Source organism: Parapedobacter pyrenivorans (assembly GCF_014636865.1).
Taxonomy (GTDB): domain Bacteria; phylum Bacteroidota; class Bacteroidia; order Sphingobacteriales; family Sphingobacteriaceae; genus Parapedobacter; species Parapedobacter pyrenivorans.
Genome location: NZ_BMER01000001.1, coordinates 132,069 through 148,052, shown reverse-complemented (window position 1 = coordinate 148,052; position 15,984 = coordinate 132,069). Strand labels below are relative to the sequence as shown.

Below are 15,984 nucleotides of genomic sequence, written 5' to 3'. Positions count from 1 at the left end.
ATAATGTACGGACGGTTGTAATTGAGCGATATGAAGCGAATAAAAGAGGTGAGACTGTTAGTCTTGTCCATTGTGGTTTTGGTAGCGACGGTATACCAGGCATGGGGCACTGCGAATCTGAGATTGACAAATCTGAAAGTGGAATATGCCGATCATCCCATTGGGTTAATGGTAGAAAACCCCCAGTTCAGTTGGGAGTTTGATAGTGATCGGCGGAATGTCAAGCAGCAAGCCTATCGGGTTTTGGTAGCCGATTCGCCCGAGAAATTGGCGCGTTCCGAAGGCAACATTTGGGATAGCGGAGTGGTGCAATCGAATCGGTCCGTGGGTGTGCGATACGATGGAAGTGCATTGCAAAGTAGTCATACCTACTACTGGAAAGTGAAGATATGGGAAGCGCATGACAATGATTCGATCGAGAGCGATGTGGCGGTATTCGAGACTGCGCTGATGGGTCAGTCGGATTGGCAGGCCGATTGGACTGGATTTCCTTTTGGCTGGGTTGGCAAAGTGCTTTACTTCCGCCATGTGTTTCATTGCCCCATCGCGGTGACGTCTGCCAAGGTATATCTTGCCGGAATCGGCTATCATGAGTTATCAATCAACGGAAAGAAAGTCGGGAAGAACGTGCTTGATCCAGCAACGAGCGACTATGCCAGGCGGGTCTATTATACCACGTTTGACGTGTCAGATTTTCTAGCGCAGGATAATGTATTGCTCATTTCCGTTGCACCAGGTTGGTATGGTATGCCGAAATTGAGGATGCAGATGGAGCTCACGTTTGCTGACGGAACGACAAGACGCATTACCTCAAGTGATATCCGGCATGTAACGACGGGCCCTACCGTGCGGTCTGGGATTTTGGATGGCGAATACTATGACGCCCGTTTGGAGCAGGAAAACTGGTTACTGCCAACGGATACCATTATCAAAGGCCTACCGAATGAAACTTGGGGGTATGCGCCCTTTGTTGAGCCGCCCGGGGGTAAAATGGTGTCGCAGCACCTTGAACCCATTCAGGTCGTGGAGGAATTCCATCCGGTGCGTATGGAAGAAACCTCCCCGGGAGTGTATGTGCTCGATGTTGGCCAAAATATGGCGGGTTGGATGCATTTAAATGTATTGGGCAAACGGGGTGATGTAATTACTATGAAATTTGCAGAGACCGTTTATCCTGACGGGACGGTAAATCAAGAAAACCTGCGGACTGCCGAAGCCACCGACACCTACGTGTTGAAAGGCGACCCCGCTGGCGAAGAATGGGAACCGTCGTTTACCTATCATGGATTCAGGTATGTTCAGGTAGAAGGCTACCCGACCCAGCCAACATTGTCTGATTTTACAATTAAGCGCGTGCGTTCCGCCGTTGCCGATGCGGGTCAATTTAACAGCAGCAACGAACTGCTGAATTCGATTTGGCTGATGGTTAAACGTACCGAAGCCAGTAACCTGCATAGCATCCCCACGGATTGTCCGCAACGCGATGAGCGCATGGGCTGGATGAATGACATGACGGTGCGTATTGAACAAGCGATCTATAATTATGATATGTCTCGGTTTTATCCGAAATACCTGGTGGATGTGGCCGATACGCAGGATGAATTCGGAAGAATTACTTGCACAGCTCCTTACCGATACGGCGCGAGGCCGGCAGATCCGGTGTCAGCGAGTTACTTATTATTGGCGTTGAAGAGTTACGAGTATTACGGCAATAAGGATGTGCTCGATCAACATTACGACGGGCTGAAAGCCTGGGTGGATTATTTGAACTCTCGCACCAATGCAGGTATTCTTGAATATAGTTACTATGGCGATTGGTCGCCGCCGGCTGAGTTTGGTGTGGCCGGTGCGGGGTATGGGGCAATCTCGAAAAGCACGCCGGGGGCATTGGTCTCTACAGGCTTTTTATACCACTCGGCAGACATGCTAGCAAAGATTGCATCCATTCTGGGAAAACAACAGGATGCAGCGGCCTATCAAACGTTGGCATTGAAAACGGGCGAAGCGTTCAACAGTCGGTTTTGGGATGAGGAAGCAGGTGGGTACGGTACGAACAATCAAGCCTGTAATTCGTTGGCCCTGTCTTTTGGGCTGGCGCAAAACGAGCGAAAGGCGCGGACGCTGGAGAGCCTCGTCAATGACGTTAAAAAACAGGGCTATCATTTGACCACCGGAAATATTTGTACCAAATACCTTCTGGAGGTGCTTACTGAAAACGGATACGTCGACGTGGCCTATAAAATCGCTACGCAAACCACCTATCCAAGCTGGGGCTACATGATTGAGAACGGGGCAACTACGCTATGGGAACGCTGGGAATACGAGACAGGCGGCTCCATGAATTCCCACAATCATCCGATGATGGGATCGGTAGGTTCGTGGTTATACAAATATTTGTTAGGCATCATTCCGATGATCGATAAGCCGGGGTTTGAAGCGTTTATCATCAAACCTTATATCCCGTCAGGTCTGCAAACCAGTGAGGGGACATATCAAAGCATTCGGGGTGAAGTAAAAAGTGCCTGGCACAAAACTGGGAATAGGCTGCAGTTTGAAGTTAAAATTCCTGGTAATAGCGTAGCGACGGTTTACGTCCCGACGACAAAAGAGCAGGACTTACTGGTTGATGGTAAACCTTTCCGTAAACACGAATATGTAAACTATCAAAGGCAAGAAGGTGATTTCGCCGTGTTTTCAGTTCCATCTGGCGATTATCGCTTTGAATCAACTTGGACCAATTGAATCCGAAAGAAAAAATAGGTTACGATGAAAGTCTGTTTATCCAGTTTGGTGTTTTTGGTTTGGTTATCATCCGGTACGGTGTTTGGCCAGGCAGATAGTTTGAATGGGCAGTACACCCTACGCAGAACGGTTGGTATCGATCGGTTTGGCAGGGCGTTTACCCCCTTTTCGGGCGAGCGGCCGGGCAAAGAAGTAGGGATGTTCTTTTGGCTCTGGATGGGGCAGCCTTATGCGAGTGGCGTCTATGATGCCACCGAAATTCTCAAGATGCCAGATGGTAAAGCGTTGCTTTTCGATTTCGACCACCTCAACGATACGATAAGTCCAGACCGCCAGGCGCATTTTTGGGGTAAACCTTTGTGGGGATATTACAATTCGGAAGATGAATGGGTAATGCGTAAGCAGGTACAGTTGCTTATACAAGCTGGTGTTGATTACATCGTATTCGATGCAACTAATGTCGTTACGTACAAACCCGTTTACCTCAAATTGATGGCGGTTATCAGCGAATACCTCGCTGAAGGCTGGCCGGCACCCAAGACGGTGTTTTATACCCACTCCAGATCCATGCAGACGACGAAGCAGCTGTACGACGAATTATATTGTCAGCAACGCTACCCAGAGACGTGGTATCGTATAGACGGGAAACCGTTGATCATCGCTTATCAACAGGTGGCTGATGACCATGCCGAAGCGCTAAGCCGAGGTGATACGGCATATCGTGCAACGGATTACGACGATGAGATTAAGCAATTTTTCCACTTTAGGAAGCCGCAATGGCCTTTTGATCCGTTTTATGCGGATGGATTCCCGTGGATTGAATGGTCATTTCCGCCGCCGGTGCATACCGATGTGGTGAATGTAACAGTGGCCAGCCACCCCAGTGTACCGATGTCCTTTTCGCTCACCCGCGATTCCATCAATTGGGGAAGGGGATGGGACCCCTTTTTGAAGAAAAACATTGCCGACAACGTTGATAAGGGAACGTTTTTCCAACATCAGTGGGACCACGCATTGAATGTAGACCCTTCACATGTATTCGTGGGCGGGTGGAATGAGTGGATTGCGTACAAGCAGCCATGGGGTGGGGAGTATATGCTCTGTGATGCCGTGGATAAAGAGTATTCCCGTGATATTGAACCGATGTCTGGTGGCTATGGAGATGCATTTTATATGCAGCTGATTCGGAATATCCGCCGATATAAAACGATACCCTGCGCCAATGATGCATTTCAACAACAAAAAAAAACCATTAATATTGACGCCGGCATAGGCCAATGGGAATCGGTGAAGGCCGAATACCGGATGATTGGAAAAAAGCAGCCACCGCGCGATGCCTATGGGGTGACCCAAACACTTCGGTATACGCAGGCGGCCCCAGAAAACAACCTACAGGGTATTAAGGTATGTCACGATGACGAGCACATTTACATGCTAATCAGCACCAGAGACGCTATTACGTCCTATAGTGGTCATGACAATTGGATGAATCTATTTATCGGTGTCGACCAGCCATCCCTCAAAGGATGGGAAGGATATGAATTTTTAATCCAGCATGCGCCTACGGGCAATGGATTACAGGTTGTAAAACTGAATGCCGACTTTTCCAAAACCATCGTGGGAGCTGCCGATGTCAGCGTTTTTGGAAATAGCTTGCAAATCGCGATTTCCAAACAGACTTTGGATGTTGATGAAGATACGAAATCATTTTATTTTAAAGTGGCTGATGGTGTCAATCATCCGGAAGATATTATGGATTACTATGTGTCAGGAAGCGCCATGCCCATGGGGCGATTGAGTTATCTTTACACATTTTAGCTCATCACATTTAGCGGAATATCGTATTGAATCTTATTTAGAAATGAAACGTCTCTTAAGTATTTTCATCGCCGGACAAATTGGCTTTTTAGCGCTGGGGCAGGATAAAGATAGCCCCGCGACCCTAAAGCATCGCTATTCCGTAATGAACCTTTCTGCTACGGATGCGTTGGGCAGACGCATCGAAACTGCACGGCAAGTGCAGGGCCAAGAGCGGTACGTCGGTGTGTTTTATTCGGTTTGGCTCGGGCAGCACCAGGCGATGCAGCGCGAGGTGTATGACATCCAACGGATGCTCGATACGAATCCTACGGCACTCAACGATCCTAAGGGTAACCCCGAAAGCCCGTTACATGAATTTCATTTCTGGGGCGAACCACTGTACGGCTACTATAGCATGAGTGACCCGTGGATTGTCGCCCGCCATATCGAATTGCTTACCAACGCGTCGATAGACTACCTGTGTATCGACGCGACCAACAATGTAGTGTATGAATCGTCTACCCGGAATCTGCTAGACGCCTTATTGAATTTCCAACAACAGGGGTTTCAGGTTCCGAAAGTCGTGTTTTACACCAATTCGCACTCGGGAGTTACGGTAGATGCCTTGTATGAAAAGTTTTATAAATCAGGCATGTATGAAGAAGTCTGGTTTAAACCGAACGGGAAGCCGATGATTGTTGGAATTACCGAAGAAAATGGCAAGGCCTCCGATCAAACCCGATTTGAAGATGATTTGCATCCACCCGACGGGTTTAAAGCGTTTGTAACTCCAGCCATGAAGGCGTACTTTGACGTCCGTGAATCTCAATGGCCAAATGGAGAATACAATCCGAATTCCATCCCCTGGATGAGCTGGCAATCGCCGCAATGGAATCATAACGGCACGGTAGCGGTGCCCGTTGCGCAGCATAGTCATTCGGTTATTTATGCCAGCAGCAGGCATCCGGAATGCAATCGCGGCTACAATAACGCCACTAAACAAGTGAATCCCGACTGGACAGCGGGGACAAGTTTCCAGACCATGTGGGATGCCGTTTTTGCGAGTAAGCAAGCGGTGAACAATGTATTGGTTACGTCGTTCAACGAATGGATGGCCATCAAATACGTGCGTGATTCGACCGACGTATTTTTTGTAGATGTATACAACGCAGCGTTTTCTAGGGATATCGAAATGATGAAAGGGGGGTATAACGATAATTTCTATTTACAGTTGGCCCAGAATGTCCGTAAGTTTAAGTTTGCAGAAAATAAAGATCATGATCAGCAGTGGGAGCGGGGTGAAGCTACCTATGTCGATTTTGCGGGCGATGCGATACCCCGGGATTTTGAAAACGCTGCGGGCACAGGAAGGTATACCGATCAAAGCAACCGGAATGATATCGTTGAGGTGAAGGTTGCCCACGACAGGAAAAAGCTCTATTTCAGGATAAAAACGCTTGCAGCTATTACCCCTTATAATGGGACCGATTTGAATTGGATGAACATATTGATCCGTTCTACCGGAGATACGCATTTTGAAGGATATCACTACATTATCAACCGGAAGCCGGAATCGGCGCGTACCACCGTGGAGCGATCGATAGGCGGATATGATTGGGAAAAAAGCGGCGAAGCAGAATACGTGGTCAGGGGAAACGTCATGCAAGTGGCGATTCCGTTGGAACAACTGGGCTTAACGCCAGAAAACTGTGGCATCGAGTTTAAGGTTGCCGATCATGTTACGCGTTACGATGACATCATGGATTACTACGTTACAGGCGATAGCGCTCCCATTGGACGGTTAAATTTCAGTTACGGTAAATAGGCAATTTATTAAAGTCTATGCTATGAATGTGCGCATCTGGTTTGTAAGCGTTATATCGTTACTGCCGGTTTTTTTATTGGCCGGTCGAATAGTGGATTACGACGATGTTTTGACCGGTAATGGGTTTATTGGTCCCTGGCCACTTCAATTTCATAAGGCACAATCAACCGACATCGAATGGACCGAGCAGACGGGCTATTTCTCTTTTAAGGCAACCGGAGCCACTCCAACTTTATATACGCTCCCGCTTATCGGTGGACTTCCTGAAGAATATAACGTTCTGAGCTTTGAGTATTTTGCTACCGATTACCTGGATAAACTGACGATTGCACTATTGGATACGGGCGGTAATGAACGACAGTTGGATACCTCGCTTGGAATCAGGGAAGGATGGTCATTACACTCGATTTCGTTGGCTCAAATTAAAGATAGTTGGGGGAAAGCAGGTGACTACCTTCGGATATCGCTAGGCGATAAAAGGGGATATGTGTTAAATATCCGGAATCTGCATTTGCGTGCCCCTACTGCTATCGAAAAAAAGCGTAATAAGGAGAAGGCGAAAAATCAGGCCTCGGAGCGACGCTTGCTGGCACTTATGAACAGTTATCTGTCTGCTTCTTTTGGGTCGCAGGTAACACGTGTGGAAGTGGGTAAGGATGTACTGACAATCAACGGGCAAGCGGGAAATCGGGATTCCCTTTTTTTAGCCGAAATTCCGTTGTGGATGGATGCGTATGCGCTCGACGATATCACACACATTGTACCGCTTGGTTCTGGTGAAGCGTTTGAGCGGAAGGTCGAGCGTTTTAATCCTTTGGGCGATGACCGTGCTCTTTCACGGTGGATGATTACTAAGAAGGTTGGAGGTCGACTTTCCGCACAAAGCCATATCCGGTATCCAGATAGTATCTACACTGCAAATCAGTATGCTGAGGAAAGGCCGTCAAACAGAAAAGGGTTGGCCGATTTCGACGCGTCAAGGCCGAAAATGATCGAAGACCTTGATTCTCTGGGTATAACTAGCGTTAATGTCAATTTCTGGTCGCGGGAAATACTCCGGTCGAAACGAAATAGCGCTACCTTGGCTCATGTATACAACGGCCGTACATTTTATATCAATGCCGACTGGTTGGGAAAGATGGACGCGACCATCATGGAAGCAACGAAAAGAAACATTATCGTGTCAGCGATTATTCTAATAGATCATCCTTCAGTTACTCCTGACAAGGAAATCGCGTCAGTGCTTCCCCATCCTGACCACGATCCATCGGGAATATATACGATGCCCGATTTGACCACAAAAGAAGGTGTGATACATTATGCCGCGATGCTCGACTTTTTGGCCAGCCGGTATGGCCGGGTAGATAAAAAATACGGGAGGATACATCACTGGATAGCGCACAATGAAATCAGCGCAGGCTGGGTTTGGACGAATATAGGAGAAAAGCATCCCAGACGTTATATGGATGTTTACCATAAATCCATGCGTGCTATCTATTGTATCGCACGGCAGTATAATCCCCACGCTAAGGTATTTATATCATTGGACCACCATTGGGACCAAGTGTCTGATCCGCAGTTTTATCCAGCAACCGTGTTGTTAGCTACGCTGTTGGAATTTTCCCGAAAAGAGGGTGATTTTGAATGGGGCATTGCTTACCATCCGTTTCCTGAATCCTTGTTTGAACCTAAGAGCTGGCTTGATAAACGTGTTGACTATACGTATCGGAGTCCCCTGATTACCTTTAAGAACATCGAGGTGTTGGACGCTTGGACAAAGCAGCCCGCAACGTTTTTCAGGGGTATTAAGCGCCGAACGATACATTTTTCAGAACAAGGGCCCAATTCCAGGACTTATTCACCGGGCGACCTCGCCGAACAGGCTGCCAGTCTGGCTTACGTTTGGAAAAAGATGAAAGCGTTGGATGGTATAGAAACTTTTCAGTATCATTTTTGGCGGGATTTTCGGGGTGAAGGAGGCTTACAGTTAGGCTTAAGACGTTTTCCTGACGATGAAGATCCCTCTGGCAGGAAGCCGATATGGTACCTTTATCAATCATTGGATACGCCAAAAGAGGATGAAGCCTGCGCCTTTGCAAGGCCAATTATCGGAGTAAAAAACTGGGAGGAAGCGATTTATAAGGGGGATGTGTTGGAATGATAATCGTCTGTTCAAAAAAGCGAAGCAATATGATAAGATTAAAAACTTGGATGGTCGCGATTGCCTGTATGTCCTTCGGGCTGTTATTTTCGCAACAAGTCAGCGGTATTCCGCAGGTAGAAAGCTCAGTGGAGTCGCAGGTAGAAGAGTATCCCACAGAAAATGGTATCGTATATCGTGTGGTCGTTAAAAACCTCGATACCGCTAACTACGCAGTGTACAATGTGTTCATACCTACCGGTGTGGATACTGTCCGGGGTGCGTTTATTCACCAGCACGGATGTGGCATGGAGGGGCGTGGTGTAGCCACGGCTTACGATGTGCAATATCAAGCATTTGCCAAGAAGTGGCGATTGGCGGTCGTTGGCCCCGATTTGTATTATGAATCGGGATGCCATGATTGGAAAAATCCCGAATCCGGATCTGGCCCCTCGCTATTGAAAGCTTTAGAACAAGTAGGGAAAGCTTCCAACTACCCTGAATTGAGGGACGCCCCTTGGCTTTTATGGGGGCATTCCGGCGGCGGACATTGGGTGCTAGGAATGATGAAAGATTATCCCGAAAGGATATTGGCCGCATTTTGTTATTCGCCCGCTTTCGATCCACAGTGGGCGTACCCAGACGAAGCGTTGAAAATACCCGTGATGATTCGCCATGCGGGCGCGAATGATAGCAATTCACCGGATGGAAAATGCTGGGAAACAGCAGTCAATACATTTCATAAGCTCAGGTCAGCGGGAGGGCTCGCCAGCATTGCACACACGCCTTACCAAAACCATAATTATAGCTTCGTTCGCTATATGGCTATTCCCTTTTATTCGTCGGTACTCGCCAAACGGCTTCCTATGGGAAAATCCGTTTCCTTTACCGCTATGAGGGATATCGATGAGACAACGGGTTGGCTAGGTGATACGCTATTGACGAATACTTATAAGTATGCGGAATACACCTCAACACCGATGGCGTTGTCTTGGTTGCCAGACTCAATGGTCGCCGCCAAATGGAAAGAGTATGTCATCACCGGAACGGTAGTTGACCGAACTCCGCCACCGGCCCCTTATGGATTAACTCATAAGCGCTTACACAACGTTGCCGTAGAATTGAGTTGGCAAGCCACTGCTGATGTCGAGTCGGGCATCAAGCAGTTCAATATCTATAACGGTAACCAGTTGATTGCACGATTTCCGGAACATGGCGTTTATCAGCGCTTCGATACCAATGGCGATGAGGCGATACCGATGTCGGGGTTGCCAGAACTGAAAACGGTGGTGATGGTGCCGGCGGGTGCAGGTGCAAACGTGAGTATCAGTACTGTCAATCATTTCGATATGGAGTCTCCAAGAACCGTATTTACTAGAGTTGATTGATATCTTATGGTTAGTGAATCAGGTCAATAATTTGCATTAGTCCACCAAGTATTGTTATGATGAAGTATCACATATTTTGCACATTATTGATGAGTTCGGCCTGCTTGCTGAATGCACAAATCGCGAATGCTGCCTTCCCTGTAGCACAGCCTACCTCCGTACTGTATAATAGGACCATCACCGAAAAAGGAAACTATCAAGAACTGGTAATGGAAGGTGTTAATGTCCAATTTACCGAAATGGGATTGCGTATCGCGGGAAATGGTGGCGTTGTGAAGTTAAACCATTACTATGCTTTGGCCGAGCGGCTGGTGCGTTATCACGTCCGATTTTCAGGTGACTGCAGAGCGGTTTTCCATAGCGATAAAGGGGATTTTAAAGCCTATGTGGATATCGCCAATAAGCGGATAGCAATTGGCACGGATCCCATTACAGAAAAAACGGTAAGTTTTTTGGACGCCAGCCATGACTATATTGTGGAAGTTCATCGCGATTATCAAACATCGAAAATCAAGATTATTGATTTGTATTCTGGTTATTCTGACGAGGTCTCCGCCACGATGGATGGTACAGGAGGTGTTGGTAGCGGTGCTGTTGGTACAGGTTTTTTCGTAGGGCGTCAGTATGATTATTATTGTTTTGGTTTGGAAGTAGGGAGCGAAATGTTGGTCAAGCAAATCTGTGTGCTGGCTAAGGAAGCTGACTTAACACTGTTGATATATGGGGATTCCATCACGGAACCGGAAGGATATTTTCCTACCGTGGATTTTCCCAAGTCCTGGCCGCAGCTTATCATGCAAAACATGACCGGCACAGCAATATCTAGTGGTAGAGGAGGTACGACCATCAAGGAATTAATGGAGCGGATAAAAAATGAACTTCCCTTTATAAAAGCAAAATACGTGATGGTTACTATTGGTACCAACGGTGGAAACACCAAGGAAAACCTAAGTGAACTGGTGGAGTATATTCTTTCCCAAGGGTCTATACCGATACTGAACAATATTCCGAGCAACGAAAGCGGCACGCAGATACCGATAAACGCTATCATCGAAAGTGTCCGCCAAAAGTACGGTATAAAAGGGTGTAAATTCGACCTTGCGACATCGTTAAATCACGATGGGCAAGAAGTAGACAAAACCACGATGTATTTTGAAGATTATGATTGGGGTAAGATTTATCACCACCCCAATGTAAAGGGCTCCCTCCAAATGTACACACGGACACTAGTTGATATACCCGAAATATATGAGTAAATAAAGGCTGCGTACCTGTTCCCTCACAGCGTCTTAAAGGTTCTCCCCGATTTTTTGTGTTATGTTTTTGGAATGGCGATTCACGATGCGGGTTGGGATTGATAAACTACGTTACCTCCAACCAGGGTATGCCGGATGTTAATCCCCTCATCAAAAATGACAAGATCCGCATCCTTGCCTATGGTCAGCGATCCTTTCCGGTCCTGCAGGCCCATGATTCGGGCGGGCGTCGTGGTGATCATCTGTATCGCTTCCAGCAGGTTTACTCCGGCCAGCTGCACCATGTTGCGTACCAATCGGTCGGCGGTGGCCACACTACCGGCAAATGAGCTGCGGTCGGGAAGCTTGGCGACGCCATCTTCGATGATGACCTTTAGGCCGGTTTCCTTGTTGCCCAGCACGCTTTCGCCCGCTGGCATGCCCGCGCCACGCATAGCATCGGTAATCAGGGCTGTTCGGTGGGCGCCTTTGAATTTGTGCACCATTTTCAACAACGGTGTGGGCAAATGCACGCCATCAGCAATGATTTCCACGTCCATTTCATCAATCAGGTATGCCGCCTCGATGACCCCGGCGTACCGGAAACACGCGCGTCGGGTTACGCCCGACATGCTGGAGTATAGGTGCGTAGCCAGCGAATAGCCATTTTCCACGGCGGCTACCACATCTTCATACACTGCGTCGGTGTGCGCGACAGCCGCAAGCACGCCTTCCGAGCGCAGGTAACGGCCAAATGCCATGGCACCTGGTAGCTCAGGAGCTGCGCTCCACCGGCGTATGTGCGGAGAACTTGCTAAGATCTCTTGGTACTCCGCCGGATCGGGGTTTCTGATATATTTGGGATCCTGGGCACCACGTTGGCTCACGGCAAAATAAGGGCCTTCCAAATGCAAGCCGATAAACTGCGCCCCATTTTGGTTTTGTCGATTGGCCTCTTCATAAATGGACAGTGTTTTGAGTAGATCCTCTTTTTCGGCGGTCAGTGTGGTCGGGCACATGGAAGTGGTACCGAAACGCGCATGGCATTCCGCAATGGCAAGGTAAGCTTCCACCGTGTTGTCCATGAAATCATGGCCACCACCGCCGTGGATGTGCAGGTCAATAAACCCCGGCCCCACGAATTGTCCCTGGGCATCGATCACTAGAGTGCCCGGTACATCGATGTTTCCAGTGCCGATATCGAGTATTTTTCCGTCGCTCAATACGATACAGCACTCCTTGATCATACGTTGGGGCGTAATCGCCGTTGCATTCACAATCTTGATTGGCTTGTTATGTTCCATTGGCACTAATCGTTTATTCTTAGGCCCACCTGCGCAGGCGATAGCCTTTAAAAGCATAAAATATCAGGTAAAGGTAACACGGAATCAACACCCAATACCCATCGCGGAGCGAAATGTTATCGGCGAGGTAGCCATAAAGCAGTGGAAGCAGGGCGTTTCCGCATAAGCCCATGATCATAATTGATCCGCCCAGTTTGGTGAACCGGCCTAAGCCGTCCAGCGCAAGCGGCCATATTCCTGCCCATACGAGCGAATTGGCCAGGCCGAGCAGCACAACGAACCAGATGGAGATATCCGCTTCGTGCCCCAGTAGCCGGACATTGCCGGAAAGTAATAATATGCCTATGGAAAAAGTCAATCCCAGCAGTGTGCAAACCCGCAACGCCGTCAGCTGGCTGAAGAGCCGAGGTGTGCAGGAAATACCGATTAGATAGCCGACAATTGTTGCCGTCAGTGTATACGAGGGGAACGACTTGGCTTGTAGCAGGTCCATGCCCATCGAGCCAGCATAACCGATGATGGTGTCAATGGCGATTACCTGCGTACCTACATGCAGGAAGATGGCCAGCGCACCGAGGATGAGGTGGGGGAACTGGAAAATACTGGTTTTGCCTTCGTTGCGCGAGGCAACTTCGGCGGACTCATGCTCGGTATCGATCTCCGGTAAGGGGGAGTAGCGGACTGCCAAACCCAAAGTAAACAGCACCGCACTTACACACGTGTATGGAACAATCACGCGGCGGATCAGCGCATCCAGTGCCTGTGCGCGTGTATGCTCATCCATTAGCGGAATCTGGGCGAACAATTCGCTGTCCGTGGGCCGAAGTATCGCAGCCGCAAATGCCAGCGGCGCGAGGATGCCAGCCCCCTTGTTGCAGATACCCATGATGCTGATGCGCTGTGTGGCTCGTTCCTTGGGGCCCAATACGGTGATGTAGGGATTGGCGGCCGTCTGCAGGATAGCCAAACCACCACCCAGCGTGAAGAGCCCCAATAGGAATAGCTCATACATCCTTGCCAAGGCCGCCGGTACGAAGATGGCCGCTCCCACCGCCATCAGCCAAAAGCCTACCATCATGCCTTTCTTGAAACCGACCCGCTTTAGTAAATAGGCCGAGGGCACGGACACCACAAAATAAGCGATATAGAACGCGAATGCAACGAGGTAGGATTGGAAATGGTTGAGCTCACAGGCAATCTTGAAATAGGGAATCAGGATCGCATTGACCCACGATACGAATCCGAAAATGAAAAATAGCATCCCGATGATAACGATCGAGATCGCTGTTTGCCTTTTAGTGAGTGATTCCGCAGCGGTTAGTAATGTCATACGCTGCTTGTGGAAAGTAATTTTGCGGATTCCTTATCCAAATAGAAGCTACAGCTGGCGTGTTGTTGGAGGATGCTGGCGGGGAATTGGTTGCTTACTTCCTGTTCCAGGCTGTTTTTCACCGCCTGTGCCTTGCGCGCATCCGGTACGGAGCAAATGATGTGGCGTGATTTCATAATTTGTTGGACGGACATGCTGATCGCTTGTAAAGGTACGTCTTCGACCGAATCAAACCAACCTTCATTAAATTGCTGGGCTCGGCATGGACCATCTAGATTAACCACGAGGTAGGGTTTTTCCGTTTCAAAATCAGCTGGGGGGTCATTGAAGGCCAGGTGCCCGTTTTCACCAATGCCCACGAGGGCCACATCGATTGGATGCTGGCTGATTAGTTTGCCCAAGCGGTCTGCTTCTGCCTGCGGGTCGCCCTCCCCGTTGATGAGATAGGAGGCGTTTAACGAAGGAACTAGGTCCAGAAAGCGTTCACGTAGGTACTTCCGGAAACTTGCATGATGGCTTTCAGGCAGCCCAATATATTCGTCTAGGTGAAACATGGTTACTTTCGACCAATCAATGCCCGTTTCGCTGACTAATTGTTTAAGTGTTTCAAACTGGCTTGCCCCAGTGGCCAGGATTACGTTTGCTGCGTTTTTATCAGCTATTGCCATTTTAATGTGTGCCGCGGCTTCTTTGCCAGCTGCTATGCCTAGTTCATGTGGACTTGCTAAAATCTGAATGTTCATTAGTGTGAGTAAAAATAGTTTATGTAAAAATTATCCAAGATTAACGGTTGTAGTTCCGCCCTTTTCCAGGGAGATATCCACGGGTTGATTGGCTTTCCAGGCCCCGTTGGTGAAGTCGGGGATATCGATCGGCGCACTGCGGTTTGCCACAGACCATTCGCTGAGCGGTCCGATGACACTCCACAGCGCTGCATCATACACATCCATGTCTACGGGTAGCCCATTACGCAAGCAATCGATCAAGCGCCAGTCCATCAGGAAATCCATGCCACCGTGGCCACCAACTTGTTTGGCGAGCTCACCGACTTTTTTGACAATGGCTGGCGTATATTTTGCTTCGAGTTCCGCAAAAGCCTGCTCGTCTAACCAACCTTCATGTCCTGTGGCAATGCGGGCCGGTAGTGGATACTTCTGGGCCGTTGCCTTGGTGCCGCTCAGTAGGTGGATACGCGAATACGGCCGGGGTGACGAAACATCGTGTTGAAGCATGATGGTCTTGCCTTTAGCCGTACGAATAGCGCTTGTATTCATGTTGCCCCGAGAAGTCGGGCCGACGTGCTTCCTAAGTTCAGTAGTTTCTTTAGCGGCCTCTTCCACTAGTGAGCTAAGCATAAAATCGTTGGAAGCCATGGAAGTCATGTATTCGAGGCGGTCGCCCCGGTTGATATCCAACGCCTGGCATATTGGTCCGAGTCCATGGGTAGGGTATAGGTTACCGTTACGTTTGGTATTTTCTTCCAACCGCCAAAAGTCGTAACGCTTTTCGGGATCGACCAAGCTGTGAAGAATATCGTGGATGTACGCGCCTTCTGCATGGACCAATTCGCCGAAGAAACCCTGGCGCACCAAATTAAGCGTGAGCAACTCAAAGAAATCATAGCAGCAGTTTTCGAGGATAACGCAGTGTTTCTTCATTTTCTCGGAAGCTTCGACGAGTTTCCAACAGTCTTCCACGGTGGTTGCTGCGGGTATCTCTACTGCTACATGTTTACCTTGCTCCATTGCATAAAGCGCGATTGGGGTATGCATTTTCCAATGAGTTGCAATGTACACCAGATCGATATCATCCCGATCACAGACCGTTTTCCAGGATTCGTCACTTTCCGTATACAAAGTCGCTTCATGCCCTGTACTTTTAATGCGCTGTTTAGTTGCTTCCGCTTTCGCTGGTCGCACATCACAGATTGCGTTGATTGCTACACCCTGTATGTAACTCATCCGTTCTACCGCCGCTGATCCCCGGTTGCCTACACCGACAAACCCGATGCGAACCGTCTCGATTGCAGGTGCGGCATAACCGCACATGTTGAATTGCTGTATATGCGATTGGCTTGCCTGCTGGCGGATGTGAGCCAGGGAGTCGTCCCCGGCCTTGACATTTTCTGCGCAGGCTGTCCCGAGCAATGAAGTGCCCAGTAACCCAGCGCCTGCGAGACCGGATTGTTTTAAAAATGTTCTTCTGTTGGTTGTCATGCGC

The 15,984-nt window shown here is 48.8% G+C and carries 10 protein-coding genes; 6 read left to right on the top strand and 4 right to left on the bottom strand.

Translation table 11 applies throughout. From position 1 onward, the window contains the following. Window positions 1-30 precede the first annotated feature (30 nt). The 6 genes from IEV98_RS00580 (at window position 31) to IEV98_RS00555 (ending at window position 11,151) form a co-directional block, all read left to right on the top strand. Window positions 31-2,742 carry an alpha-L-rhamnosidase gene (locus tag IEV98_RS00580; protein ID WP_188504003.1) on the top strand — a complete coding sequence of 904 codons (2,712 nt, stop codon included), beginning with the start codon at window positions 31-33 and terminating at the stop codon, window positions 2,740-2,742. Window positions 2,743-2,766: 24 nt separating this feature from the next. After that, window positions 2,767-4,560, top strand: a complete 1,794-nt coding sequence (locus IEV98_RS00575; protein WP_229738492.1) for a glycoside hydrolase family 71/99 protein — start codon at window positions 2,767-2,769, stop codon at window positions 4,558-4,560. Between the two features lie 43 nt (window positions 4,561-4,603). Then, window positions 4,604-6,367: a hypothetical protein gene (locus tag IEV98_RS00570; RefSeq protein ID WP_188504002.1), complete on the top strand. Its 1,764-nt coding sequence runs from the start codon at window positions 4,604-4,606 to the stop codon at window positions 6,365-6,367. Between the two features lie 22 nt (window positions 6,368-6,389). After that, complete coding sequence (locus IEV98_RS00565) at window positions 6,390-8,528, top strand: DUF5722 domain-containing protein (RefSeq protein WP_188504001.1); 2,139 nt, start codon at window positions 6,390-6,392, stop codon at window positions 8,526-8,528. Window positions 8,529-8,557: 29 nt separating this feature from the next. Beyond that, a complete protein-coding gene (locus IEV98_RS00560; protein WP_188504000.1) occupies window positions 8,558-9,895 on the top strand; it encodes an alpha/beta hydrolase family protein in 1,338 nt (445 codons plus the stop codon). 89 nt (window positions 9,896-9,984) lie between these two features. Continuing rightward, on the top strand, window positions 9,985-11,151 hold the full coding sequence (locus tag IEV98_RS00555; protein WP_229738491.1) for an SGNH/GDSL hydrolase family protein: 1,167 nt from the start codon (window positions 9,985-9,987) through the stop codon (window positions 11,149-11,151). A gap of 80 nt (window positions 11,152-11,231) precedes the next feature. On the opposite strand, the gene nagA is transcribed toward IEV98_RS00555, so the two are convergent. From nagA to IEV98_RS00535, 4 genes are read right to left on the bottom strand one after another with little or no spacing between them, the layout of a single operon-like run. Beyond that, window positions 11,232-12,434 (bottom strand): N-acetylglucosamine-6-phosphate deacetylase, encoded by a 1,203-nt coding sequence (gene nagA, locus IEV98_RS00550; protein ID WP_188503999.1) that lies wholly within the window; start codon window positions 12,432-12,434, stop codon window positions 11,232-11,234. A 19-nt stretch (window positions 12,435-12,453) separates the two neighbouring features. Then, the gene (locus IEV98_RS00545) at window positions 12,454-13,764 is read right to left on the bottom strand and encodes a sugar MFS transporter (RefSeq protein WP_188503998.1); all 1,311 of its coding nucleotides are present in this window, start codon (window positions 13,762-13,764) and stop codon (window positions 12,454-12,456) included. Then, window positions 13,761-14,507, bottom strand: a complete 747-nt coding sequence (locus tag IEV98_RS00540) for a glucosamine-6-phosphate deaminase (RefSeq protein ID WP_188503997.1) — start codon at window positions 14,505-14,507, stop codon at window positions 13,761-13,763. The genes IEV98_RS00545 and IEV98_RS00540 overlap by 4 nt, the downstream gene beginning before the upstream one ends. A 30-nt stretch (window positions 14,508-14,537) precedes the next feature. Next, window positions 14,538-15,980, bottom strand: a complete 1,443-nt coding sequence (locus IEV98_RS00535; RefSeq protein ID WP_188503996.1) for a Gfo/Idh/MocA family protein — start codon at window positions 15,978-15,980, stop codon at window positions 14,538-14,540. Window positions 15,981-15,984 lie beyond the last annotated feature (4 nt).

Bases quoted from the DNA above. Each gene is read 5' to 3' on its own strand.
- IEV98_RS00575 (WP_229738492.1), top strand. From the start codon at position 2,767: ATGAAAGTCTGTTTATCCAGTTTGGTGTTTTTGGTTTGGTTATCATCC.
- IEV98_RS00545 (WP_188503998.1), bottom strand. From the start codon at position 13,764: ATGACATTACTAACCGCTGCGGAATCACTCACTAAAAGGCAAACAGCG.
- IEV98_RS00560 (WP_188504000.1), top strand. From the start codon at position 8,558: ATGATAAGATTAAAAACTTGGATGGTCGCGATTGCCTGTATGTCCTTC.
- IEV98_RS00565 (WP_188504001.1), top strand. From the start codon at position 6,390: ATGAATGTGCGCATCTGGTTTGTAAGCGTTATATCGTTACTGCCGGTT.
- IEV98_RS00580 (WP_188504003.1), top strand. From the start codon at position 31: ATGAAGCGAATAAAAGAGGTGAGACTGTTAGTCTTGTCCATTGTGGTT.
- IEV98_RS00555 (WP_229738491.1), top strand. From the start codon at position 9,985: ATGAGTTCGGCCTGCTTGCTGAATGCACAAATCGCGAATGCTGCCTTC.
- nagA (WP_188503999.1), bottom strand. From the start codon at position 12,434: ATGGAACATAACAAGCCAATCAAGATTGTGAATGCAACGGCGATTACG.
- IEV98_RS00540 (WP_188503997.1), bottom strand. From the start codon at position 14,507: ATGAACATTCAGATTTTAGCAAGTCCACATGAACTAGGCATAGCAGCT.
- IEV98_RS00535 (WP_188503996.1), bottom strand. From the start codon at position 15,980: ATGACAACCAACAGAAGAACATTTTTAAAACAATCCGGTCTCGCAGGC.
- IEV98_RS00570 (WP_188504002.1), top strand. From the start codon at position 4,604: ATGAAACGTCTCTTAAGTATTTTCATCGCCGGACAAATTGGCTTTTTA.